We start from the raw sequence: 21,610 nt of genomic DNA, 5'->3' as shown, positions 1-21,610 counted from the left end.
CATTTTGGCCAAATCCCATCGCCCCTTGGGGATGACTACCTCGCCGACCCTTGAGATCATCGTCATTGCGATTTTGCGCGCTGCGCAATTTCGATCAAACTGACCTCGCCAGGAAACGGCAACATGATCAGGCCAATGCGAGGAGACCCATGAACCCAACCGAGAAGGCCCTGTGGTTTGTCGAAAGCCACCTGCCGGAAGCGATCTCGCTCGACGATGTCGCGCAAAGCAGCGGCGTGTCGCGCTTTCAGGTGACGCGGGCCTTCGGCGCCGCCACCGGCCGTTCGGTGATGGGCTACATGCGCGCGCGCCGGTTGAGCGAGGCGGCGCGCAAGCTGGCGGGCGGCGCACCCGACATCCTCTCGGTCGCGCTCGATGCCGGCTATGCTTCGCATGAGGCTTTCACCCGTGCCTTCCGCGACCAGTTCGGAACCACGCCGGAACTGGTGCGCGCGCAAGGCACGCTCAAAAACCTTGATCTCGTGGAGCCGATCCTGATGGACCAGTCATTTCTCAGCAACCTCGAACCGCCGCGCTTCGAGACCAGCCGGCCCTTCCTCATCGCCGGCCTCGGCGAACGCTACAGCTGCGAGAGCAGCGCCGGCATCCCGATGCTTTGGCAGCGTTTTGGTCCCTATATCGGCAACATCCCGGGCGAGGTCGGCGACGTCGCCTACGGCGTCTGCGTCAATGGCGACGATGCCGGCAATTTCGACTATATCGCCGGCGTCGAAGTGTCCGATTTCTCCGACCTGCCGAAGGAGTTCTTTCGCGTGCGCGTGCCGGCGCAGAAATACGCCGTCTTCGCCCATCGCGAGCACATCTCGACCATCCGCCGCACGGTCAACACGATCTGGAACAGATGGCTGCCAGCCTCCGGCCACGAGATATCGGATGCGCCGGAGTTCGAGCGCTACGGGCCAGAATTCGATCCGCGTAGCGGCAATGGCGGACTGGAGATCTGGATCCCGGTGAAGAGCTAGAGTTCCAGGTTCCAGTTCTGGCCGACGAGATCCTTGCCGAAGGAATGGTGGCGCTCCTCCTCGACAAGCTTGAAGCCCGCGGTCTCGTAGATATGGCGTGCCGCGGTGAGAATATCGTTGGTCCAAAGGGTCAGCGTCTTGTAGCCCCTGGCGCGGGCGAAGCCGATGCATTCCTCGACCAGCCGCTTGCCGATGCCGAGGCCGCGCGCCGAAGGCTCGACATAGAGCAGGCGCAGCTTCGCCACCTCGTCGGACTTGCGCACGAGAAAGACCGAGCCGACGACCTCGCCTTGCCGCTCGGCAATCCAACTGCGCTCCCATTTCGGGTCGAATGATTTGACGAACGCGCCGAGAATCTCAGCAACCAGCGCCTCATAGGTTTCGTCCCAGCCATAGTCCTTGGAATAGAGCATGCCCTGGCGACGGACGATCCAGCCGATGTCGCCGACCTGCAAAGGTCGTAGCATATAGGGGACTTTGGGCTCGGATCCCTCGCCGAGCAGGCGCTGCACGGTTTGCATGGCCTTGACCAGCCGGTCCTGTTCCAGGGCAGGAAGCCGATCGAGCAAGGCCGCGACCTGGTCGTGCGAATCCTGGTTCAGCGGTGCGAAGGCCTGCTGCCCGGACGGCGTCAGCGTGATCGAAGACTGCCGTGCATCCGACACCAGCGTCGAGCGCGCGATGAGCCGAAGACGCTCGAACTTCTTCAGCAGCCGGCTGACATAGCCTGGATCGAGGCCGAGGTCGCGCGTCAGATCCGTGGCGATTAGGCCATCGCGATGCGCCAATTCGTAGAGCACCCGCGCCTCGGTCAGCGAGAAGGCGCTTTTCAGCAGCCCCTCGTCGAGCAGCCCGATCTGGCGGGTGTAGAAACGGTTGAAGGCCCGCACCGCGTCGATGCGCTCGTTACCGGGGTGGTGGTGAATCGTCATGGCGCATTCTCCAGTCGAGGAGAGGATCGGGCATTTAGTTGACGGAGTCAAGTAAATGCCCGATCGTGCTGCGCGCGCCTCACGCCATCGGCAACGCCGGCCAGCGATCGACGATCTTGCCGCCGGAGAGCACCGCGATCGATCCGAACTGCTGCAGCACCGCCTCGCTCTGCGTCGGGCGCAGGAAAGCGTAGTCGCCGGACCTGGCCGTCGCGTCGCCGGGCAGGCCCATGAACTGCTGGTTGGAGGACAGGCCGAGCAGGCTGTTGGTCTGCATGCCCTCCGGAAATACCGGTTCGGCCATCCATTTGCCGCCATAGAGATAGCAGCCCTTGCGCGGAAACCGGCCGAGCGCCTGCAGCAGGCGGGAAACGGCGGACGGACCCGGCAGCATCGGCTCGACCACTTTCAGGATCGGCGTGGCGATGAAGGCAGCCGGTTGAAAACCGTCGAGGCCAGGCGTGTCGAAATCGCTGGGCAGCACGAAGGCCGAGCCCATCGACACTTCATTGGCCACCCCGCCCTCGTGAAGCAGCGCGGTCTTGCTGCCGCCAATGTTGAGAATGCGGCGCTGGTCCTCACCAAGGCAGGCAACAAACGACGCTGCCAGCGCCGACGCCTTCGCCAATGCTTTTGCCGGCCCGCCGAACAGGCCGGGAATGTGCGGCGCATGCGCCTCGTAGGCCATGACGCCTTCGCAGCGCAGCCGGGCCGGGAGCAACTTCAAAGCCTGCGACAAGGCCTCCGGGCTGGCAAAGCCGCCGCGATGCAGCCCGACATCGATCTCGAAAGCGATCCGCAAATCGGTTCCGAGTTCGGCTGCGAGCGCACCGTATTCCGCAAGCCGCTCCTCAGTATCGATCAGCCAGCAGACGCGTAACCAGTCGGCGCTGCCTTTCGAAAGCACAGCCCTCGCCGTGTCGACCGGCATCGGCTTGCCGTACCACAGGTCGGCATCGGGAAACGCCTTCAGCACCGCTGCCGTGATCGGCGGATGGAAGGTCATGAAGCGGTTTGTGCCGAGCGCCTTGCCGATATGCGAAAGCAGCGGCAGGCAAGCCAGCGACTTGTCGACCAGCCGCACGGCAAGGCCTGGCGCCAGTCTTTCCCGGACCAGCGCGATGTTACGGTCGAGCCGGTCTCGGTCCAGTACGAGCGCGGGCTGGAAGATGCCCGCGGCCTTCAGCGCGTCCGACAGGGTGGCGAAATAGATGCTCATGGTTCGATGCCGAACAGGCCGGCCATGTAGGGTGAAACAAAACGGTTTTCGGGATCGATGTCGCGGCGCACCGCCATGGCGTCGTCCCAGCGCGGATAGAGCTTTCTCAGCTCCGCCGCTTTCAGGCTGTGCATCTTGCCCCAATGCGGCCTGCCGCCATATCTAAGGAAGATCGGCTCGGCCGCCCGCATGAAGGGCTGCGGATCGCTCGCCGCATCATGGTGGATGGCGATCGAGCAGGTGAGCCGACGATAGAATGGCGAGAGCCAGAACTCGTCGGGCGCGACGGTGCGCACCTCCATCGGGAAATACACCTGGGGAAAGCGCTTCTCTGTCAGTTCGATGATTTCGGCCAGCGCCTTCGGCCCCTCCTCGAACGGCAGGTGATATTCCATCTCGTTGAACTTCGTCTGCCGGTCGCTGGCATAGACGTTGAGCCAATCCTGCACATAGTCCTCCGCCGGCAGCTTGGCGATGGCGCCCAGGATCAGCCGCCGGCGCAGCGACGGCAACCAGGCAAGCGCGGTGCGCAACCGGCGCAGCGTTCTCAAGCCAGCCTCGTCCTCTTCCGCCGGCCGCTGTGTCGGTGCTGCGTCGCTAAGATCGCTGGCAATGAACTGGGCGTATCCGGAAAACGGGATGTAGTAGAACTCGGCCGAACGATGCGCGGCCATCATCGTCTCGAAATCGCGCAGCATGTCGGCGATCGGCAGCACCCATTTGCGGCGGCGCAGCCGGTAGGTCGCAATGTTGTTCAGCGTCACTTCGGTCAGCACGCCGAAGGCGCCAAGCGCGACGCCGATGGCATGAATGGTTTCCTGATCGCTCGACCGGCTGACGTTGCGGACCTTGCCAAGCCCGTCGACGATCTGCACCGTCTCCAATTGCGTGTGATAGGCGCCGAGCGTCGGTCCTGAGCCATGGGTGGCAGTGCCGAGCGCGCCGCCGATGGCTTGCCGGTCGATGTCGCCCATGTTGGGCAGGCCCTGGCCAATGCCTTGCAGGATGTGCATCAGCGCGCCGAGCCGCGTCCCTGCCCTCACTCGCGCCTGATTCCGCTGGGCGTCGTGCGACACCAACCCCTCGAGCCTCTCCAGCGACAGGATCGTGCCTTGCGACGTCACCAGCGGCGTGAAGGAATGGCCGGCGCCGACAACCCGCACTGGGCCGGGTGCGGTACGCACCAGATCGCCAAGCTCGCCGGCGTCGGCGGGACTGGCGATCAGTTTTGGTTCAGCACGGACAAAACCGGACCAGTTGCTCCAGCTGTTCGACATGGTGCTCCCCGCTCAGGCAACCGCGCCACGGCGGCGCGACACAAGGAGGAACAGGCCGAGCAACACCACGCTGGCCACGGCGCTGACGGCGGCGAATTCCGGGACCGGCCTGAAATCCTTGCCATCGATCAGCAGCGAGGCCGCGACCGGGCCCATAGCCAGGCCAAAGAGCTGGGCTGCCGGCACCAGCAGCACGGCGGTCCGCGTCTCGTCAGCGGTGATCGCCAGCCGGATCTGATAGGGCACGATGAACAGGAGGATGAAGCCCATGGCCAACGCCGCGGCCCAGAACACCGTCAGGCCCGGGCCGCTGGCGAGAACCGCGGAGCTGGCGACAGCGATCACGCCGATCGCCACGATGGCAAGGCGGTAGTCGATGCGCGCCTCGAAAGCGGTCGCTGTCATCGCGCCGAGAACCTGCACCGCGAGGCTGGCCGAGACGATGAGGCCGACGGTACGTCCATCAATGCCGTATTGCGCGCCAAGCGGTTCGAGAAAGGCCCAAATCGCGCCGAAGAACATGAAGTAGCAGAAGACCGACAACAGCGCGGTGAGCGAAGGGACAGTCAGCACATTGGCCAGATTCTCTTCCTTGGGCAGCTCGGCATAGTCATCAGGCACAACGAAGGCGACCGCCAGCGAGGCGACGCAGACGACGGCAAGGACGATGAAGCCACCGACCGACCCGGCGGCCGGGATGACATAGAGCGCGAGCAAAAGGGCAAGCGCGCATTGCGCCAGGGTCTGCATGGTGACGAAATAGCCGCCGATGCGCTCGGCCCGACGCGAACGGGCGATCAGTTCGGTGGCGACCGCCACAAGGCCCCCTTCGGCCAGCCCGGCGACAGCGCGCACTGATATCAGCAAGCCGGCGCTGACCGCATAGGCCGTCCACAAATTCGCCAGCGCCAGCAGGAGCAAAAGCGCAGCACTTTTCCAGCGCATATTGTGCGCCGACAGCAGCATCGCCACCACCGCCGAACCGATGGCAATGGCGATCATCTCGGCCGTGGCCACCAGAGCCAGTTCGTCGCCGCTGACATGCCCCTCGGTGTAGAGCGCGCCGAGCAGCACCGGTTGCAGCCCGAGGATGAGCAGGCCGACCGAACCGATCCACAACGCCGAGGCAAGCTGGCCGCCGGTCGGGTTGCCGACCAGCCAATCGGCATTGTGCTCAGCGTTTGCTAACGTCACAGGCTCCTCCCCAGCGTCCTTGCCGTGCTTCAAAAAATCTGACAACCTGTCAGCAATCCTCAAAGCTGATACTTGATCATATTTTTTGTCAAGCATGAATTTGGGGCTGCCGCGGGAGATCTGGCGCATGAAAGAAGCAAGCCGGACAGTGACCGAGCCGAGGCGCATGCCGAAGCAGGAGCGCAGCCGGGAGCGCATCGACGCCATCCTGGCGACGACCATGCGGCTGATCGGCGAAAAGGGCATCGACGCCGTCACCATGAAGGAAGTTGGCATGCTGGCGGGCGGGCCGATCGCCACCGTCTACCACTACTTCCCCAACAAATCGGCGATCCTGGCGATGCTCTATGAGCGGTTCTCCGAAGTCAGCCGCATGCGCTTCGGCACGATCATCGCCGAGATTCGCGGGCGAGACGATGTGGTCGCGGCAGCGGACCGCCTGCTCGACGACTATTACCGCCGCGTCGCCGAAGACCCCGCCATCCAAGATCTGCAGAATGCGATCCAGGCCGACAAGGCGCTGCAGCATCTCGACATCGCCGAGACCCGGCAGCAGGCGAAACTGTTCTGCGATCGGGTGGGCCCTCTCCTGCAGCCGGAGAAGCGCGAACAGTTCGCCCGCGTGGTTTTCCTGTTCTTTCAGCTTGCCGGCGGCGTCGTGCGTCTGGCACTGACCCAGGACGAAAAGGAAGGCCGCCGAACCCTCGAGGATTACCGGTCGATCATTCACACCCAGTTGCGGCTGTTTCTTTAGCCAGCGGAAGAACGCGAAATTTCCCACGCATCGAAAGCCCCCCGCGCCTTGACTCTCGCCGGCCGCGCGCCTATTTCAGCGCCACGTTAGCACTCGCCTTTGGTGAGTGCTAACTCATACGTCCGGCGCCGCCGGATGGAGGAACTGTTCTCACCGTTCTCATTCGAGGAAGAAAAAATGGCAAAGTCGAAGTTCCGCCCGCTTCATGACCGCGTGGTCGTTCGCCGGGTCGAATCCGAATCCAAGACCGCCGGCGGGATCATCATCCCGGATACGGCGAAGGAAAAGCCGCAGGAAGGCGAGATCATCGCCGTTGGTTCCGGCGCCCGCGACGAAGCCGGCAAGCTGGTCCCCCTGGACGTCAAGGCTGGCGACCGCATCCTGTTCGGCAAGTGGTCCGGCACCGAAGTCAAGCTCAATGGCGAAGACCTTCTGATCATGAAGGAATCCGACATCATGGGCATCATCGGCTGATTATCGGCCTCACCGTCAACTGAATTTTCGGGCTTGATCCCAAGCCCCTGCCAGGAGCTAAAACATGGCTGCCAAAGACGTAAAATTCTCCCGCGACGCCCGTGAGCGCATGCTGCGCGGCGTCAACATCCTCGCCGACGCGGTGAAGGTCACGCTCGGCCCCAAGGGCCGCAACGTCGTCATCGACAAGTCGTTCGGCGCCCCGCGCATCACCAAGGACGGCGTCACCGTCGCCAAGGAAATCGAGCTTGAAGACAAGTTCGAAAACATGGGCGCGCAGATGGTCCGCGAAGTTGCTTCGAAGACCAACGACATCGCCGGCGACGGCACCACGACCGCGACCGTTCTGGCGCAGTCGATCGTCCAGGAAGGCCACAAGGCGGTTGCCGCCGGCATGAACCCGATGGACCTGAAGCGCGGCATCGATCTCGCCGTTGCCGACGTCGTCGCGACGCTGATCAAGAACGCCAAGAAGATCAAGACCTCGGAAGAGGTTGCCCAGGTCGGCACCATCGCCGGCAATGGCGACTCCTCGGTTGGCTCGATGATCGCGGAAGCGATGCAGAAGGTCGGCAATGAAGGCGTCATCACCGTCGAGGAAGCCAAGACCGCCGAGACCGAACTCGAAGTCGTCGAAGGCATGCAGTTCGACCGCGGCTACCTCTCGCCCTACTTCGTCACCAACGCCGACAAGATGGTTGCGGATCTGGAAGACGCCTACATTCTCCTCCACGAGAAGAAGCTCTCCAACCTGCAGGCCATGCTGCCGATCCTCGAGGCTGTCGTGCAGACCTCGAAGCCGCTGGTCATCATCTCGGAAGACGTCGAAGGCGAGGCCCTGGCCACGCTCGTCGTCAACAAGCTGCGTGGCGGCCTGAAGATCGCTGCCGTCAAGGCGCCGGGCTTCGGTGATCGCCGCAAGGCCATGCTGGAAGACATCGCCATCCTCACCGGTGGCCAGGTCATCTCGGAAGACCTCGGCATCAAGCTCGAGAACGTCGGCCTCAACATGCTCGGCCGCGCCAAGAAGGTGTCGATCTCCAAGGAGAACACCACCATCGTCGACGGCGCCGGCAAGAAGGCCGAGATCCAGGGCCGCGTTGCCCAGATCAAGCAGCAGATCGAGGAGACCACCTCGGACTACGACAAGGAGAAGCTGCAGGAACGTCTGGCGAAGCTCGCCGGCGGCGTTGCGGTGATCCGCGTCGGCGGTGCGACCGAGATCGAAGTCAAGGAAAAGAAGGACCGCGTCGATGACGCCCTCAACGCGACCCGTGCGGCCGTCGAAGAAGGCATCGTTCCCGGCGGCGGCGTCGCCCTGCTGCGCGCTTCGCTGACCATCAAGGCAACCGGCGCAAACTCCGACCAGACCGCCGGCATCAACATCGTGCGTCGCGCTCTGCAGGCTCCGGCCCGCCAGATCGCTGCCAACGCCGGTGCGGAAGCTTCGATCGTTGCCGGCAAGATCCTTGAGAACAAGGGCGCCACCTTCGGCTACAACGCCCAGACCGGCGAATATGGCGACATGATCGCCATGGGTATCGTCGATCCGGTGAAGGTCGTTCGCACGGCTCTGCAGGACGCGGCCTCGGTCGCCGGCCTGCTGGTCACCACCGAAGCCATGATCGCCGAAGCTCCGAAGAAGGAAGCAGCTGGCGGCGGCATGCCTGGCGGCATGGGCGGCGGCGGCATGGGCGGCATGGGCGGTATGGATTTCTAATCCACGCATCCATCAGCCTTCAAATACGGAAAGGGCGCCGAAAGGCGCCCTTTTTGTTTGTGTGAGCTGTGAGGTTCAGACGGCGGCATTCGCGTGTCGCCGTGTTTCTCGCCCGGCCAGCACTGCGGTTTCGATCAATGCTGCGACCTCATCGGCTACCGCCTGCAGCGGGGAGCGGTCGCGGGTGGCGCGGGCGATCACCATCAGACCTTCCAGCGATGATTCGACGAGCAACGCCAAAGCATGCGCGCGGCGCTCCGGCACCCCTGCCCTGACAAAGGCTTGTTGCAGCAGGCCTATCCATTGCACAAAGGCCGAGCGGCATAATTCGGCGAGCTCCGGCACATCGGTCGGAGAGTCCAGCACCACAGGTGCGATCGGGCAGCCGAGCGAAAACTGATTGTCCTCCAGCATGCGCCCGACCGCCTGGTAGATGTGGTGCACGGCGACCGCCGGGTCGGCTTCTGCGGCCAGCGCCTCACCCAGCCTTTGCGTCACCCCGGCGACGCTGTCGCGCGTCACCTCGATGACCAGCTGATCCTTGCCGCCGGGAAAATGGAAATAGAGCGAGCCTCGCGGGGCACCGCTGGCACTCAAAATGTCGTTGAGCGAGGTGCCGTGATAGCCGCGCTGCCTGAGCAGCAGCGCCGTCGTCTCGAGTATGCGGGTGCGGGTGTCGTTCGCCATGTCAACCTCTGTCAGCGCTAAGCATTATAGGCCTTGCATCGAATATGACAATCGGTCTACATACTATGTAGATCAGTCTACATATTTATGAGGAGGCCGAAATGCAAAGCTACCGTCTCGAAGGGTTCGGCGGGACCGAATGCCTGGTGATGCGCGACGAGGTGCAGCCGGAGCCGAAACCGCATGAGATCGTGGTGCGTGTTCGCGCCACCTCGCTCAACCGCCGCGACACGATGATCCTTAACGGCACCTATCCGCTGCCGCCGCGCCAGCGCGTCGTTCCCTTGAGCGACGGCGCCGGCGAGGTCGTCGCCATCGGCGATGCGGTCACCCGCTTTGCCGTCGGCGACCGCGTCACCGGCAGCTATTTCGCCCGCTGGATCGACGGCCGCATCAATGCCGGGTTGATCGACCAGCTCGGCTGCACGCTGGACGGCATGCTGGCCGAATACGCTGTGCTCGACGAACAATGGGCGGCGCGGCTGCCCGACCATCTCGACTGGCATGAGGCGGCAACGCTGACCTGCGCTGGCCTGACGGCATGGAACGCAGTGACCGGAGCCGGGATTCCGAAGCCTGGCCAATGGGTTCTGGTCATCGGCTCGGGTGGCGTCTCGCTGTTTGCGCTGCAGTTCGCCAAGCTGCTCGGCTGCCGCGTCGTGGCCGTCACCTCGCGCGCCGAGAAGGCGGCCAGGCTGCGCGCGTTGGGCGCCGACCTCGTCATCTCCAGCACGGACACGCCGGAATGGGGTGCGACTGTCCGCGAACAAACCGGCGGGGTCGACCTCGTCGTCGAGACCGGCGGCCCGGCGACCTTCGCGCAGTCGCTGATCGCCAGCACACTTTACGGGCACATCGTGCTGCTCACGCTGCAGGATGCGAAAGGCGGGTCAATCCAGCTGCCGGCAGCACTCTATCAGCGCAGCCTCGCGACCATCAGCCGCCTCTTTGTCGGCAGCCGGACCAACCTCGAAACCATGCTGCGCGCCGTCGCGCAGCATCGCCTGAAGCCCGTCATCGACAAGGTCTTCCCGTTCACCGGGGCCGGCGATGCCTACCGTTATTTCCAGCGGGGCGACGTCTTCGGAAAAGTGGTCATCGCCGGCGCCTGATTTTTTGACCCTCAAACAACGGAGAACAGACATGACAATTCGTGACGCTTCGGCCGAGTGGCAAGGCACGCTGAAGGAGGGTTCGGGCCGCTTGCGGCTCGGCAGCGGCGTGTTCGAAGGCGCCTATTCCTTCCCATCGCGGTTCGAGAACGGTCCGGGCACCAATCCGGAAGAGTTGATCGCGGCCGCACATGCCGGCTGCTTTTCGATGGCGCTGAGCGCCATCCTGGGCAGGGATGGATTTGTGCCCGCGCGCATTCGCACGGTCGCCAAGGTGCATCTCGGCGCCACCGCCGCCGGACCGACGATCACCCGCATCGAGCTCGAGACACAAGCCGAGATTCCGGGTCTTGAGCCCGGGGAATTCCAGCGCCTTGCCGAGACGGCGAAGACGACCTGCCTCGTCTCCCGTGCCCTGGCCGGCGTGGCAAGCATCGCGCTCCGGGCAGAGCTTGTCGCACCCGTCGGCGCGAAGCATGAAACCAGGGAGATTTGAGATGAAACAGGAGAGCATCATGGACATCCATCCGGACGACCAATCCCGCCAGACGGCCGAGATCATGCAACGCTTCAACGACGTGTTCCAGCTGCACGATCCGTCGGCACTCGTCGAATTGGTGGCCGAGGACTGCGTCATCGAAAACACCGTGCCAGCGCCCGACGGCGCCCGCCACACCGGCCGCGACGCCTGCTTCGGGCTGTGGTCGGCAATCGCCACCCAGGCCGGCACGCGCTTCGACCTCGAGGAGACCTTCGTCGCCGGTGAGCGGGCGACGATCCGCTGGCGCTATTTTCAGGCCGACGGCAACTCCATCCGCGGCGTCAATTTGATGCGCGTCGCGGATGGACGGATCGTCGAGGCGATGGGTTATGTGAAGGGTAGACCATGACTGGTGGTGCACGAAATTGCACCCTGGCTCCAGCCCGGAATCTCCCAGCAATTCGAGATTCCGGGCCAGTCCTGGCTACTGGCCGACCCTGTGCAGCTTCACCGTGGTTTTGGGGCTGTTCTGGATCGTCTGGAAGATGACGCAGTAGCGATCCGTGAGTTCGAGCAGCTGGTCAAGCCGGTTCTGCGGGGCGTCGGTCTTGATGTCGAAGCGCAAGCGGATTTCCTTGAAGCCGACCGGCACGCCTTCGGTGACACCGAGCGTGCCGCGAAGATCGACGTCACCTTCCGCGGAAACTTCCGCCGATTTGATCGGAATCTCAAGCACGGCCGCGGCCGCCCGCATCGAGACGCCGGCGCAGGCGATCAGCGCCTCCAGCAGCATGTCGCCGGAGCAGAGTTCCTGGCCGCTGCCGCCGGCCATCGGATGGATGCCCGCCAGCGCAAGCCCGCGTCCGGTCTCGACCTTGCAGGTTACGGTGGACGCGTCGGCGACGCCTCTGGCCTTCAAAGTGAGGAACGCGGCTTGCGCATCCTTGCGGTAGAGATCCTTGATCGGTTCCTGCTTGGCGCGAAATGTTGCGATTTCCATGGATAGTCTCCTGTCGTGATTGGTCGTTGTCAAAATGGCGCGAGATTGTCCCTGCCCTATTCCGGCACGGCGATGCCGGAGCCGCCGAGTTCCGCCGGAAAATCCCTGAGCTTGGGCAATCCGTCCTTCATCGGCAGCACCGTTTCGGCATAATTGACGTGAACCCCAGGCGTAAATTTCACGCCAGGTATCGTCGCCGCGTAGACGTCGACCAGCCCGAGCGGCGGATGATCGGTCATCAGATGGCCACCGCATTGCGTGCAGAACTGGCGATCGCTCATATCGGTTTTCTCGAAGCCGGACAGGAACTCAGCGCCCTTGGTGACCTTGACGTTCTCCGGCTTCCACAGCGTGAAGGCGTTCACCGGAGACGCCGACCACGATCGACAGGAACTGCAATGGCAGTAGCCCATCGCCTCGGCGGATCCGTGCACTTCGATCTCCACGGCGCCGCAAAAACACCCGCCTCTATGTACCGTCATGACTTTTGTCCTTGGTTGGTTTCGATGGTGCTCAGCGGCCGGTTTCGGCGGTGCTCAAGCACCAGTGGGGGTTTAAGGTGTCCGGCTGCGAACTGAATGATGCGGCGTCCGCCTTGCTTGACAGCGCGTCCGAAACTGGAAAGGGATGTCGCACCGGCACCGCCCTTGGCGGCGCCGGCTTGCCGGGGCGCGAGACACAACGGAATGGCCGGGGACGCTCTGTCTGACCTGTTGAGGACGGTCCGCCTTACCGGCGCGACCTTCTTCGACATTGAGGGCCACGAGCCGTGGGCCGTCCGCTCGCCGGCGCCATCGTCCATCTTGCCGAAGATTCTCCCCGGCGCGGACCATCTGATTTCCTACCATGTGGTGACCGCCGGCCGTTGCTTCGCCCGCATCGTCGGCCAGGAAGCGATCGCGCTCGAGGCTGGCGAAGTCGTGGTCTTCACCCGGAGCGACCCGCACATCATGTCGAGCAATCCGGCCCTGCGGGCCGACCCGCCGACAGCTGATGTGCTCGACATCGCGACCGCCGGCCGGATGCCGTTCTACATCAACTGCGCCGGCGACGGGGCGATCTCGGCCAGGCTCGTCTGCGGCTATCTCGCTTGCGATGCACAGCCGTTCAATCCCCTGCTCGAAGCGTTGCCGCCAGTCATCAAGGCTGGAGATGCGAAAGGCGATGCCGGCTGGCTCGGCCAGTTCATCAATCTGGCTGTCACGGAGGTGGCGCAGAAACGCGCGGGCAGTGAAACCGTGCTCACCAAGCTCAGCGAACTGATGTTCGTCGACGTGCTGCGCCGCTACGTGGAATCGCTACCGCCGCAACACACCGGCTGGCTGGCAGGCCTGCGCGATCCGCACCTGGCGCGGGCGCTGGCGCTGATCCACGACCGGCCGGCGCACAACTGGACGGTGGAGGCGTTGGCGAAGGACTGCGCGCTGTCACGCACCGTGCTCGCCGAACGTTTTACCAGGCTGGTCGGCATGCCGCCAATGCACTATCTCGCTAAATGGCGCATGCAGATTGCCTCGGAACTGCTCACCGCCGGCAACAGCAACATGGCCAGCATCGCGGCCGAAATTGGCTACGAGTCCGAGGCGGCGTTCAGCCGCGCCTTCAAGAAGATGATCGGCGTTCCACCCTCGGCGTGGCGCCTCGGTATCCGGACCGGGTCCGGAAGTAACGAGGAGCTTTAGGCCGAGGGGCTGACAGTTCCTGTTCTACCGGTCGGCCAGCGCCAGCTTGGCGCCGAGCATGACGAAGGCGCCGGCAAAAGTGCGGCGCATCCAGGTGAGCACCATCGGCCGCGACACCACATGGCTGCGGATTGAGGCGGCGAAGATGCCGTAGCCGACAAAGACGACGAAGGTCAGGAGCATGAAGACGCTCGAGAGCTCCAGCATCTTTGACAGCGCGTGCGGCTCGGTGGTGCTGACGAATTGCGGCAGGAAGGCAAAAAAGAAGATCGACAGCTTTGGGTTGAGGATGTTGATGAGGATGCCGGAGGTGATCACCTTGCCGGCCGAGCGCGGCGCGACATTTTCCTCGACGCTCAAGCCGCCCTTCTCCTTCAGCGTGTTCCAGGCCATGTAGAGCAGATAGGCGACGCCGAGATATTTCAGCGTCTCGAAGGCGACAGCACTTGTGTGCAGCAGTGCCGCCAGGCCGGTGATGGCGGCCGCCATATGCGGGATGATGCCGAGCGTGCAGCCGAAAGCGGCGATGATCGAGGCGCGCGCCCCGCGCGAAAGACCGGCGCTCAGCGTGTAGAGAACGCCGGTGCCAGGCGAAGCCACGACGATCAGCGACGTCAACAGAAATTCGATGCTCACGGATGGTTCCTCCGACGCGCCCTGCCCGCAGGGAAGGTATCGGGCCGGGCGATGGCGCACAAGACGGAGCGATTGGCAGTTAGACCGGCAGCCCGTGCGCCCTGCGCGCCATCAGGCAATCGTCGTCGCCGGGCATGCAGGCGCGACAGACATCGGGGCGGATCTCGTAGATGCCGCAAGCCGTTCGTTTGCCGACCTCGCCGGTGAGCGCGGAGCAACGCACGCCGTCGCAGCGCATGCCGGATTCGTCGGCGGATACATGCTTTGCCGGAATCAGGTCGAGCTGCGTGTCGTCCTCGGTGGAGAAGCGCGGCCATTCGGCCGAATAGGAACAGCAGGCGCCGCAGCTCTGGCAGTCAAAGATGGCTGCCGGGCCAAGAAGCCCGGCGGCGGTGGGATTGCGGTCGGCGTCTTTCGGCAAGGAGGCTATTTCTTCTTGCCGGCCTTGCCCTTCGACGGCGCTGCCGGCGAAAGAAACAGGTCGGTCGAGGCCTCGGCGGCCCCCTCCACCGGCTTCACCGTCGCCGGCTTCTTGTCGTTGGCGGCCTTGGCCGGCTTCGTGGCAGCAGGCGCTGCCGGCTGGTCCTTGGCGGAAAACTTGATGGCCATGTCAATCCTCGTCTGAGAAACGCGATGATGGCGCATTCGGGTTGCGCAAGCGGCCGATCAGCGCCGAGATCGCCGTGATGTTCATTTCCTCGGGCGACCAGTTCCTGGCCTCCGCAATGTGATGCGGCGCCAGCTCGCGGTGCGTGCTGCCGCTATAGGCGGCGTCCTGATGGGTGACGCGCTCATGGGTCTTTTTGTCCTCGCGGACATATTCGATCAGGTAGTTCGGAGCTTCGGCGCGGCCGCGCACGCCGACGCGCACCTGGGCATCGCCATGGGCGCGCTTGCAGCGCTCGAGCTTTTCCAGCACTCGGCGGACATATTCGACCGGCTTATCCATGCCGGGGACCATGGACGCAATGGTCGCATCGGCATCGATCGGCGTTGGCGGCACGCGTTTGGTGGCCATCAGCGTTTGCCCGCCCGCTTCGGCAGGGCCGCGAGCGCGGCAGCAGCGGCCAGGTCGTCGGCTTCCTTCTCGAGGCGCAGTTCGCGCAGCCGCGCGGTCTTGGCTTCCCGGGCCTGGCTGACGGCGTCCTGTTCGGACGTGATGCGATTGAGCGACATCGACTGGGTCTGGGCCTTGCTGAAGATGGATTCAGCCTGGTCGCGGGTTCTCTTTGAAATGGCGGTCAAGGTCTTTCTCCCGTTCGGAGCATGATGCCGAAAAGCGGCGAGATCGGTCTTTCGGCCAGGACCACGCACAAAGCAAGACGGCAGTCGGATTCAGGTGCTGGAGCGTCCTTAGCACGTTCGATGAACGCGCGGCGCTCTTTTGAACTTTTGCAGCGTCGAAAAATGAAAAAGGCCAGGCATTGCCTGACCTTCCATCGAAGCGCCGCGCATCCGAATGAACGCGCATGCGCCAGAATTCGCCATTCACCGGTGCCAGTACATCCGTGGTCACCGGGACGGCTGAATTCCGTTTTAGGCCGCCTTCAACTGATCGGCGGACATCTTGCCCGACTTGTTGTCGCGGACCATCTCGTAGCCGAGCTTCTGGCCTTCGACGATGTCGCGCATTCCGGCGCGCTCGACGGCCGAGATGTGAACGAAAACGTCGGCCGAACCGTCGTCAGGCTGAATAAAACCAAAACCTTTGGTGGCGTTGAACCATTTAACTGTGCCGGTGCTCATGACGAACCCTTTCCATGGCAAATATTCGTTAATCGCGGTGCGAATGCACAACGATTTTTGTCTCGATTTTTGATGGGGAAGTTCGTCAAAGGCGCGCATGTGTGCGCGGATAACAAAAGTCGGTCAAACAAATATCGACGAATTTCTTCTACGCTTCTTTTGTAGCCGTGTCAATTTTTGGTTTAGCCATCGCCAACATTCAACTCAGGATTGCTCAGCGCGGCGCATCTCAACTCGGCCCGAAGTCCGAGATAAGCCGTACCAAGCGCCCTGGAAGCCTGCCCCTGCGGTCAGTCCTGTTCGTGGGGACCTGGCTCCGGCCAGGTTTCCTTGGCGGCCTCCGCATACCAGTGGCGCATCGCCGGCGTCGCCAGTACGGCATCGACATAGGCACGGGTATCCGGCGCCAGCTCCCCGCCAAAGGTGTCGAAGCGGGTGACGATCGGTGCGTACATGGCGTCGGCCGCGGTGAAATGGCCGAACAGGAACGGCCCGCCCTTGCCGTATTCGGCGCGGCACTGGCGCCAGATCGCCTCGATGCGCGCCCGCTGCACCTCGCCTTCGGCGTCGAGAGGCTTGTGACCCCTGGGACGGCGCAGGTTCATCGGCCAGCCATAGCGGACCTCGCGAAAGCCGGAATGCATCTCGGTCGCCACCGAGCGGGCGAGCGCGCGAGCGCCGATGTCCTGTGGCCACAGCTTCTTCTCGGGAAACAGGTCGGCGAGATATTCAAGGATGGCAAGGGTTTCCCAGACGATCCTGCCATTGTGATTCAGGACGGGCACCAGCCCGGTCGGCGACACTTTGGCCAGATTGGCAAAAGTCTCGGGCGTGCGCAGGCGCACGAAGCCTTCCTCGAACGGGATCTCCAGATGCTTCATCGCCACCCATGGCCGCAGCGACCAGGACGAGAAGCATTTGTTGCCGATGGTGAGCTTGAATTCAGCCAAGACGGTCTCCCCAATTTTTCGTCACACTAGCCAGCGGATGGGAGACCAGCAAAGCGTTTCGGCCGCGATTGACTGGTCCAGCTTCACCCCCCTGATATCAGTTGGCTTGTGCCGTCATTTCCGCCCCAGGCGAGACGCCCGCACGCGCGCGGATGGCGGCGACCGCGCTGGCGATCTCCGCATTGACCAGCAGTGCCTCGCGGCCGGCGGCGATGGTGAGATCGACCTGTTCGACCGGCAGTTTCAGGCGCGTCGGGATCAGGTTCAGCTTGACCTGCTTTGCCGGATCGAGATCAGCGAAGGACAGATGCTCGACGATGAGCTGCACATCGCGGCAGTTCCAACTGCCCGTCGAGCCGCGATAGGCGGCCACCGTCGCGACTGGCAGACTGCAGCGATAGCGTACCAGCTCGTCCTGCCATTGTGAGACGGCCAGTGTCAGCGCATCGAATTCGTCACGCACCGAGGCCTCCAGCGTTGTGCCGGTCACGGCGTCGAACAGCTGGCTGAGCTTCGGCCCGTGGATCGACTTGGCCCAGGTCACATCGCGGTCGCTACCGGCGTCGGCGACGATGAATAGCAGCGTCCTCAACCTGACGGCGGCGGAGGGCGACAGCGGACCGTAAGGCGTGCCGGCGGCGGAGCGCTCCAGCGTGAAGCCGGTGACGCCGATATTGTCGGTCAGGCCACCGTCGAGCAGCTTCACAAAGTCGAGTGGATCCTCTTTTTGGTAGGCATCGAGCGCCCTGGCATGGGCCCTGAGCCGGGTCGACGCGTTGCGATCGGCCAGCGCCCGCTCCAGCCACTGCGGCCGGTGGTAGTTGCAATGCGGACTGGTGGCGGAGATCACGATCGGCGCGAAGACGACAGGCACGGCGGCGGAAGCTGCCACGGCGTCGGCTAGCCGCACCTTGTCGAGATCGCTGCACAGGGCCGCGAACGTGTCGTAGCTGAACAGGAACGGCGTGCGGTTGTAGATATCGGACGCATTGACCCAGACGATCGGCCGGTCCGGCTTGCGGAAGGCCTCGAACGTCGCTCCATCGAAGAGATGATCGTTCAGCCATCTGGCGAAATCGCTGCGGTCGTTGACGCCGCCATTGTAGGCGCGCACCAGATTGAGCGGTGACAGCGATGTCCTGAGATCGGCTTCCGCATCCTGGATGAGGAAGCGCTCGCGAAAATCCTGATACCCGTCCTTGCCCCTATAGCCGAAATAGGCTGCCGCGATGGCGCCGCCGGACGCGCCGGAAATCATCCTGATGTCGTCGACCAGCGTGCGGCGGTACGGCCGCTCGTCGATGACGATCTCGTCCAGTGCCCGCAGCACCCCATAGGAAAAGGCCGCCGCCCTGGTGCCGCCGCCGGAAAAAGCGAGTCCGACCACAGTCGAGCCGTCGTCGCCCGGATCAGGCAGGAAGGCCGGCGACGGGTGGCCAACCTGGGAGACCTCGACGTTGATCGGTCCGACATCGTCGGCGACGCAGCCGGCCATCAGCATGACAGCAGCCAAGGCAAGGCCTGGACGAAAACGCATCCGACACCCCAGGGCCAACCCTCAAATCGCGGCCCAAGTGGAGCCTATCCGGATTGAGGCACCGGGCGCAACCGGAGCGGTCGGCATGGCAGGCGTGTGGAACCAGAACGACGTCGGCTCGTTTGCCTCTCGCGAATAAAGCACCGGAATTAAAAATCCCAGGAGATGCAAAAATGGTGAACAAGGACCAGGTCGCGGGCGTGGCCAAGCAGGTCAAGGGCTCGATCAAGCAAGCCGCCGGCAGGGCCACCGGCAACCGGCTGACGCAGGCCGAAGGCACAGCCGACAAGATCGCCGGCAAGGTGCAGAAGACCTATGGCGACGTGAAGGACAAGATCAAGAAGGCACTCTGATCCCGCATCGCTTTTGTCTATTGGAAAGGCGGCCGTTCAGGCCGCCTTTTCATGTGTTCCAGCCCTTGCTGAAGGCATTGGTGAAAGTCACCCCGCCATGGTCGTCGGCGGCTTCGCCCAGCACCACGTCCATGCCGTCGCTTGTCACCCGCGCGACTGCGAAACCGCCCAAATAGGCGGCCTCCGGCTTGAACAAATCGAGGCCGTCGCGACGGTAGATCAGCGGCGTGTCGTGCTGGTGGCCGTGGAAGATGGCGATGACATTGTAGCCCTTCAGCGCCGAAAGCAGCGCCTGGCGGTCGGCCTCGCTCCACCAGTGCGGCGCACCGTTGCCGTCATCGTCGTAGGTTCTTTTGGCGGCATCCCAGCGTTCGGTCGAAAAAATATCCCAGCCATAGTGCTGGAACAGGATGACGGGGCGGCCGTCTGCTGCGTAGGTCGCCAGATCCTGCTTCAGCCATGGCAGGCTGGAGATGTCGCCATGGCCGGTGTCGCCGGCGAAACGGTGCGTCTGGACGAGGTGCAAGCCGCCCCAATCCCATGAATAGCAGTCGGTATCGACATCGTAGTCTGTCGCCGGCACCGGCGGTTTGAAGAACACACCGGCGCGGTGATTGACCTCGACATAGTCGCGCATCTCGCGGCGGTACCAGTCGACATGCGGCGGCGGCCCGTTCTGGTCGAGGTCGTGGTTGCCGAGCCCGACATAGACCGGCATGTGCACACGGTCGGGGCCAACGCCTTGGCTGTAACGCTGGCTGAACTGCAGCAGCTGCGTGCCTTCGCTCGGCTGGGTGATCTGGCCGCCGCCGTCGTCGGTGATGTCACCGCCGACGACGAGGCCGAGCGGCGTGCCGATGCGGCTGCCGGCCGAGCGCAAGCCGGTGGGCACACCGTTGATCTCGGCCGGCCATTCCCTGTCACCGAGGCCGTTCAGTGCCGCGACATTGCGCAGCAAGGCGGCGTCGGTCTTGCCTTCCTGCTGGCAATTGGGGCTCAAGCCGCTGGCCATGCGGCAGGCGTGGATATCGGCGACGAACAGAAAGGTGGCGTTGATGGGTGCAATGCGCTGCCCGGTCTGGCTGAGCGCCGGGCGCGCGACGGCGCCGGCCACGACAAACCCCATAGCCTGCACCAGGAAGCTGCGCCGGGAGATCCGTTTTTGCGAAAGGCGAGTCATCATGGTGCGAGATTCAGCACAGCCGGCAACGGTTCGTCCAGTTTTGCTGCGCGGACTCCAAGACCTGTCGGCCATCGACAGCGTGTTGTGGGTCTGTCATTTCTACGCGCGCTAACGTTCAGGTTGGACGGGGAACGCCATGAGAGCTGCACCTATCGGTATGATGCTGGCCACATTGCTGTCGGCCGGCGTAGCACAGGCCGCCGGTTGCATCGACGCGAAATCCGCCAAGGCTGGCTTCGCGCTGGAAATGCCCGGCATCCGCAGCGAGTTCCGGCCGGCAGCGGGCGGCATGGTTTCCGTCGCCAACACATATCAATCCGAATCGCCGCAGACACAGTTCCTGTTCGGCGGCTTGATCGAGGTGTTTCGCGACAGTGATACCGGCCGGCTGGCGATGATCCCGTTTTCCGATTTGCGAAAACTGTTTCCGCTCAAGACAGGGGCGAAGAGCACGATAGAATTCGTCGAGCTGTCGGCGAACAAGCGGCCGAAGAGCACCAAGACGCTGACTTTGGTCGTCAAGGGCAAGGAGACGTTCAGCCTGGGCGACTGCAAATACAATGTGCTTGCCGTCAAAGAGACCTTCAAGAACGGCGCCGGCGAGACGCTGGATACGTTCACCGCGCTCTATTCGCCCGATCTGCAGGCAGCTCTCGCCCGGCGCTACGATGAAGGCACCAGCGCGGAAACAGTGAACGGTTACATGACGATAAAGCCGCTGGCGAAGTAAACCTGTCAGCTCATAGGATCGTTTCAAATTCGTCGGAGATTGCGCCGTTGAGGCAAGGGTTTGCTGTGGCAATAGAATATCGCGAACCATGGTATGAAGTTCAGGACGCTGGCCTGAAAGCTGACCTGCAACGCCAGTACGAGTTGGAGATCTCCACACAGCATCAGCTATGGGGTCGAAAAGGATTCGTCATTGGACAAAATAGGGCCGCCGATGACGTTCTGGTGCAACTGGCGGATGGTTGTTTCGCAATCGTACATTTGGTTTGGACCGCCGGACCAGGCGACGCAATCTATCCAAACGCAAGTTTGTATCCGTCGGCGTCAGAGGTATCGCATGTGATCGCCATGGACGCTGAGAACCTCGATAGCTAGGCGGTCCACCTACGCCCCGCCCTGTTCCAGTGCCGCCAGGCAGTCGCGCAGCACGCTGGCTTCCTGCGCCGTCTTGGCCATCGACATCGCGCCGGAATAGGCGGCGACGGTCAGCGCCGCAAAGCGCTCGGGATCGGTGCCTTGCTCCCTGCCCGCTTGTTGGTCAGACCTCACCTTGTCGGCGATCGCCTGGCGCCATGCGGAAAAGATGTCGGCCAGGGCAACGCGGAAATCCGGATCGGCCAGCGACATTTCATGCGCCAGATTGTTGAGCGGGCAACCGCGCACGAAGCCTTGCTGTTCCAGCTCCGTCGCCACCGTGTCGAAGACGCCGCGCACACCCTCGCGCGCCGAGGCCGCCGCCAGCAGCGGCGCGATCCAGGTTTCATCGACCGCTGCGGCCACGCGCTCTTCGATCACCGCCAGGGCCAACGCCTTCTTGGTCGGGAAATGGTGGTGCAACGCGCCGCCGGTGACACCCGCCGCCGCCATCAGGTCGCCCAAGCTGGAGGCATGGTAGCCGCGCGCCTGAAACGCGGCCTCGGCCACGTCGAGCACTTTGTTGCGCATGCCTTCAGGGTCGTTG

The 21,610-nt window shown here is 63.5% G+C and carries 27 protein-coding genes; 10 read left to right on the top strand and 17 right to left on the bottom strand.

From position 1 onward, the window contains the following. The first annotated feature begins 149 nt into the window (after nucleotides 1–149). Nucleotides 150–983 (top strand): AraC family transcriptional regulator, encoded by an 834-nt coding sequence (locus AC1DX6_RS21750; protein WP_477317094.1) that lies wholly within the window; start codon nucleotides 150–152, stop codon nucleotides 981–983. Here AC1DX6_RS21750 and AC1DX6_RS21745 read toward each other — a convergent pair. The 4 genes from AC1DX6_RS21745 to AC1DX6_RS21730 form a co-directional block, all read right to left on the bottom strand. Next, complete coding sequence (locus tag AC1DX6_RS21745; protein WP_477317092.1) at nucleotides 980–1,915, bottom strand: bifunctional helix-turn-helix transcriptional regulator/GNAT family N-acetyltransferase; 936 nt, start codon at nucleotides 1,913–1,915, stop codon at nucleotides 980–982. The genes AC1DX6_RS21750 and AC1DX6_RS21745 overlap by 4 nt on opposite strands. A 79-nt stretch (nucleotides 1,916–1,994) precedes the next feature. Beyond that, entirely contained in the window at nucleotides 1,995–3,134 is a 1,140-nt protein-coding gene (locus tag AC1DX6_RS21740; protein WP_477317090.1) for an alanine racemase, read from the bottom strand. Beyond that, nucleotides 3,131–4,411: a D-arabinono-1,4-lactone oxidase gene (locus AC1DX6_RS21735; protein WP_477317088.1), complete on the bottom strand. Its 1,281-nt coding sequence runs from the start codon at nucleotides 4,409–4,411 to the stop codon at nucleotides 3,131–3,133. The genes AC1DX6_RS21740 and AC1DX6_RS21735 overlap by 4 nt, the downstream gene beginning before the upstream one ends. Before the next feature lie 12 nt (nucleotides 4,412–4,423). Then, nucleotides 4,424–5,605, bottom strand: coding sequence for an MFS transporter (locus AC1DX6_RS21730; RefSeq protein WP_477317086.1), 1,182 nt, complete (start codon nucleotides 5,603–5,605; stop codon nucleotides 4,424–4,426). A gap of 127 nt (nucleotides 5,606–5,732) precedes the next feature. Here AC1DX6_RS21730 and AC1DX6_RS21725 point away from each other — a divergent pair, with 127 nt between their 5' ends. From AC1DX6_RS21725 to groL, 3 genes are all read left to right on the top strand, one after another. Beyond that, complete coding sequence (locus AC1DX6_RS21725; protein ID WP_477317084.1) at nucleotides 5,733–6,359, top strand: TetR/AcrR family transcriptional regulator; 627 nt, start codon at nucleotides 5,733–5,735, stop codon at nucleotides 6,357–6,359. A gap of 177 nt (nucleotides 6,360–6,536) precedes the next feature. Then, nucleotides 6,537–6,833: a co-chaperone GroES gene (groES, locus tag AC1DX6_RS21720; protein WP_006203049.1), complete on the top strand. Its 297-nt coding sequence runs from the start codon at nucleotides 6,537–6,539 to the stop codon at nucleotides 6,831–6,833. 64 nt (nucleotides 6,834–6,897) lie between these two features. Continuing rightward, nucleotides 6,898–8,553 carry a chaperonin GroEL gene (groL, locus tag AC1DX6_RS21715; protein ID WP_477273667.1) on the top strand — a complete coding sequence of 552 codons (1,656 nt, stop codon included), beginning with the start codon at nucleotides 6,898–6,900 and terminating at the stop codon, nucleotides 8,551–8,553. Nucleotides 8,554–8,628: 75 nt separating this feature from the next. On the opposite strand, the gene AC1DX6_RS21710 is transcribed toward groL, so the two are convergent. After that, nucleotides 8,629–9,240 carry a TetR/AcrR family transcriptional regulator gene (locus tag AC1DX6_RS21710; protein ID WP_477317082.1) on the bottom strand — a complete coding sequence of 204 codons (612 nt, stop codon included), beginning with the start codon at nucleotides 9,238–9,240 and terminating at the stop codon, nucleotides 8,629–8,631. Nucleotides 9,241–9,341: 101 nt separating this feature from the next. Here AC1DX6_RS21710 and AC1DX6_RS21705 point away from each other — a divergent pair, with 101 nt between their 5' ends. From AC1DX6_RS21705 to AC1DX6_RS21695, 3 genes are read left to right on the top strand one after another with little or no spacing between them, the layout of a single operon-like run. Next, complete coding sequence (locus tag AC1DX6_RS21705) at nucleotides 9,342–10,352, top strand: zinc-dependent alcohol dehydrogenase family protein (RefSeq protein ID WP_477317080.1); 1,011 nt, start codon at nucleotides 9,342–9,344, stop codon at nucleotides 10,350–10,352. A 31-nt stretch (nucleotides 10,353–10,383) separates the two neighbouring features. Then, nucleotides 10,384–10,848 carry an OsmC family protein gene (locus AC1DX6_RS21700; RefSeq protein WP_477317078.1) on the top strand — a complete coding sequence of 155 codons (465 nt, stop codon included), beginning with the start codon at nucleotides 10,384–10,386 and terminating at the stop codon, nucleotides 10,846–10,848. A 1-nt stretch (nucleotide 10,849) separates the two neighbouring features. Further along, nucleotides 10,850–11,242, top strand: coding sequence for a nuclear transport factor 2 family protein (locus AC1DX6_RS21695; RefSeq protein WP_477317076.1), 393 nt, complete (start codon nucleotides 10,850–10,852; stop codon nucleotides 11,240–11,242). Nucleotides 11,243–11,317: 75 nt separating this feature from the next. Here the strand turns inward: AC1DX6_RS21695 and AC1DX6_RS21690 are convergent, their stop codons facing one another. Further along, complete coding sequence (locus tag AC1DX6_RS21690; RefSeq protein ID WP_477317074.1) at nucleotides 11,318–11,833, bottom strand: OsmC family protein; 516 nt, start codon at nucleotides 11,831–11,833, stop codon at nucleotides 11,318–11,320. 56 nt (nucleotides 11,834–11,889) lie between these two features. Next, complete coding sequence (locus tag AC1DX6_RS21685; RefSeq protein WP_477317072.1) at nucleotides 11,890–12,315, bottom strand: GFA family protein; 426 nt, start codon at nucleotides 12,313–12,315, stop codon at nucleotides 11,890–11,892. A gap of 165 nt (nucleotides 12,316–12,480) precedes the next feature. On the opposite strand from AC1DX6_RS21685, the gene AC1DX6_RS21680 reads away from it, so the two are divergent. Next, nucleotides 12,481–13,515, top strand: a complete 1,035-nt coding sequence (locus AC1DX6_RS21680; RefSeq protein ID WP_477317070.1) for an AraC family transcriptional regulator — start codon at nucleotides 12,481–12,483, stop codon at nucleotides 13,513–13,515. A 24-nt stretch (nucleotides 13,516–13,539) separates the two neighbouring features. On the opposite strand, the gene AC1DX6_RS21675 is transcribed toward AC1DX6_RS21680, so the two are convergent. From AC1DX6_RS21675 to AC1DX6_RS21640, 8 genes are all read right to left on the bottom strand, one after another. Beyond that, nucleotides 13,540–14,151, bottom strand: a complete 612-nt coding sequence (locus tag AC1DX6_RS21675; RefSeq protein WP_477317068.1) for a LysE family translocator — start codon at nucleotides 14,149–14,151, stop codon at nucleotides 13,540–13,542. A 79-nt stretch (nucleotides 14,152–14,230) separates the two neighbouring features. Continuing rightward, entirely contained in the window at nucleotides 14,231–14,572 is a 342-nt protein-coding gene (locus tag AC1DX6_RS21670; RefSeq protein WP_477317066.1) for a YkgJ family cysteine cluster protein, read from the bottom strand. Between the two features lie 5 nt (nucleotides 14,573–14,577). After that, on the bottom strand, nucleotides 14,578–14,760 hold the full coding sequence (locus AC1DX6_RS21665; protein WP_477317064.1) for a hypothetical protein: 183 nt from the start codon (nucleotides 14,758–14,760) through the stop codon (nucleotides 14,578–14,580). A 1-nt stretch (nucleotide 14,761) separates the two neighbouring features. Beyond that, entirely contained in the window at nucleotides 14,762–15,169 is a 408-nt protein-coding gene (locus tag AC1DX6_RS21660; RefSeq protein ID WP_477317062.1) for a hypothetical protein, read from the bottom strand. Beyond that, nucleotides 15,169–15,396, bottom strand: a complete 228-nt coding sequence (locus AC1DX6_RS21655; protein WP_477317060.1) for a hypothetical protein — start codon at nucleotides 15,394–15,396, stop codon at nucleotides 15,169–15,171. The genes AC1DX6_RS21660 and AC1DX6_RS21655 overlap by 1 nt, the downstream gene beginning before the upstream one ends. A gap of 291 nt (nucleotides 15,397–15,687) precedes the next feature. Beyond that, the gene (locus tag AC1DX6_RS21650; protein ID WP_010915421.1) at nucleotides 15,688–15,897 is read right to left on the bottom strand and encodes a cold-shock protein; all 210 of its coding nucleotides are present in this window, start codon (nucleotides 15,895–15,897) and stop codon (nucleotides 15,688–15,690) included. Nucleotides 15,898–16,187: 290 nt separating this feature from the next. After that, nucleotides 16,188–16,847 carry a glutathione S-transferase family protein gene (locus AC1DX6_RS21645; RefSeq protein ID WP_477317058.1) on the bottom strand — a complete coding sequence of 220 codons (660 nt, stop codon included), beginning with the start codon at nucleotides 16,845–16,847 and terminating at the stop codon, nucleotides 16,188–16,190. A 97-nt stretch (nucleotides 16,848–16,944) separates the two neighbouring features. After that, a complete protein-coding gene (locus AC1DX6_RS21640; RefSeq protein WP_477317056.1) occupies nucleotides 16,945–18,384 on the bottom strand; it encodes a patatin-like phospholipase family protein in 1,440 nt (479 codons plus the stop codon). 173 nt (nucleotides 18,385–18,557) lie between these two features. Here AC1DX6_RS21640 and AC1DX6_RS21635 point away from each other — a divergent pair, with 173 nt between their 5' ends. Beyond that, the gene (locus tag AC1DX6_RS21635) at nucleotides 18,558–18,737 is read left to right on the top strand and encodes a CsbD family protein (protein WP_477317054.1); all 180 of its coding nucleotides are present in this window, start codon (nucleotides 18,558–18,560) and stop codon (nucleotides 18,735–18,737) included. Nucleotides 18,738–18,786: 49 nt separating this feature from the next. Here the strand turns inward: AC1DX6_RS21635 and AC1DX6_RS21630 are convergent, their stop codons facing one another. Further along, the gene (locus AC1DX6_RS21630; RefSeq protein ID WP_477317052.1) at nucleotides 18,787–19,920 is read right to left on the bottom strand and encodes a metallophosphoesterase; all 1,134 of its coding nucleotides are present in this window, start codon (nucleotides 19,918–19,920) and stop codon (nucleotides 18,787–18,789) included. A gap of 136 nt (nucleotides 19,921–20,056) precedes the next feature. Here AC1DX6_RS21630 and AC1DX6_RS21625 point away from each other — a divergent pair, with 136 nt between their 5' ends. Then, nucleotides 20,057–20,650, top strand: coding sequence for a hypothetical protein (locus AC1DX6_RS21625; RefSeq protein ID WP_477317050.1), 594 nt, complete (start codon nucleotides 20,057–20,059; stop codon nucleotides 20,648–20,650). A 383-nt stretch (nucleotides 20,651–21,033) separates the two neighbouring features. On the opposite strand, the gene AC1DX6_RS21620 is transcribed toward AC1DX6_RS21625, so the two are convergent. Beyond that, entirely contained in the window at nucleotides 21,034–21,594 is a 561-nt protein-coding gene (locus AC1DX6_RS21620; protein WP_477317048.1) for a TetR/AcrR family transcriptional regulator, read from the bottom strand. Nucleotides 21,595–21,610: the final 16 nt, after the last annotated feature.

It is taken from the genome of Mesorhizobium sp. P2_C4 (assembly GCF_056404575.1).
The sequence above is the reverse complement of the archived record's forward strand: the minus strand, read 5'-3'. Positions and strand labels throughout refer to the sequence as shown.

Bases quoted from the DNA above. Each gene is read 5' to 3' on its own strand.
- AC1DX6_RS21690 (WP_477317074.1), bottom strand. From the start codon at position 11,833: ATGGAAATCGCAACATTTCGCGCCAAGCAGGAACCGATCAAGGATCTC.
- AC1DX6_RS21665 (WP_477317064.1), bottom strand. From the start codon at position 14,760: ATGGCCATCAAGTTTTCCGCCAAGGACCAGCCGGCAGCGCCTGCTGCC.
- groL (WP_477273667.1), top strand. From the start codon at position 6,898: ATGGCTGCCAAAGACGTAAAATTCTCCCGCGACGCCCGTGAGCGCATG.
- groES (WP_006203049.1), top strand. From the start codon at position 6,537: ATGGCAAAGTCGAAGTTCCGCCCGCTTCATGACCGCGTGGTCGTTCGC.
- AC1DX6_RS21740 (WP_477317090.1), bottom strand. From the start codon at position 3,134: ATGAGCATCTATTTCGCCACCCTGTCGGACGCGCTGAAGGCCGCGGGC.
- AC1DX6_RS21750 (WP_477317094.1), top strand. From the start codon at position 150: ATGAACCCAACCGAGAAGGCCCTGTGGTTTGTCGAAAGCCACCTGCCG.
- AC1DX6_RS21620 (WP_477317048.1), bottom strand. From the start codon at position 21,594: ATGCGCAACAAAGTGCTCGACGTGGCCGAGGCCGCGTTTCAGGCGCGC.
- AC1DX6_RS21705 (WP_477317080.1), top strand. From the start codon at position 9,342: ATGCAAAGCTACCGTCTCGAAGGGTTCGGCGGGACCGAATGCCTGGTG.
- AC1DX6_RS21745 (WP_477317092.1), bottom strand. From the start codon at position 1,915: ATGACGATTCACCACCACCCCGGTAACGAGCGCATCGACGCGGTGCGG.
- AC1DX6_RS21660 (WP_477317062.1), bottom strand. From the start codon at position 15,169: ATGGCCACCAAACGCGTGCCGCCAACGCCGATCGATGCCGATGCGACC.
- AC1DX6_RS21735 (WP_477317088.1), bottom strand. From the start codon at position 4,411: ATGTCGAACAGCTGGAGCAACTGGTCCGGTTTTGTCCGTGCTGAACCA.
- AC1DX6_RS21685 (WP_477317072.1), bottom strand. From the start codon at position 12,315: ATGACGGTACATAGAGGCGGGTGTTTTTGCGGCGCCGTGGAGATCGAA.
- AC1DX6_RS21700 (WP_477317078.1), top strand. From the start codon at position 10,384: ATGACAATTCGTGACGCTTCGGCCGAGTGGCAAGGCACGCTGAAGGAG.
- AC1DX6_RS21635 (WP_477317054.1), top strand. From the start codon at position 18,558: ATGGTGAACAAGGACCAGGTCGCGGGCGTGGCCAAGCAGGTCAAGGGC.
- AC1DX6_RS21625 (WP_477317050.1), top strand. From the start codon at position 20,057: ATGAGAGCTGCACCTATCGGTATGATGCTGGCCACATTGCTGTCGGCC.
- AC1DX6_RS21630 (WP_477317052.1), bottom strand. From the start codon at position 19,920: ATGATGACTCGCCTTTCGCAAAAACGGATCTCCCGGCGCAGCTTCCTG.
- AC1DX6_RS21650 (WP_010915421.1), bottom strand. From the start codon at position 15,897: ATGAGCACCGGCACAGTTAAATGGTTCAACGCCACCAAAGGTTTTGGT.
- AC1DX6_RS21710 (WP_477317082.1), bottom strand. From the start codon at position 9,240: ATGGCGAACGACACCCGCACCCGCATACTCGAGACGACGGCGCTGCTG.
- AC1DX6_RS21640 (WP_477317056.1), bottom strand. From the start codon at position 18,384: ATGCGTTTTCGTCCAGGCCTTGCCTTGGCTGCTGTCATGCTGATGGCC.
- AC1DX6_RS21695 (WP_477317076.1), top strand. From the start codon at position 10,850: ATGAAACAGGAGAGCATCATGGACATCCATCCGGACGACCAATCCCGC.
- AC1DX6_RS21725 (WP_477317084.1), top strand. From the start codon at position 5,733: ATGAAAGAAGCAAGCCGGACAGTGACCGAGCCGAGGCGCATGCCGAAG.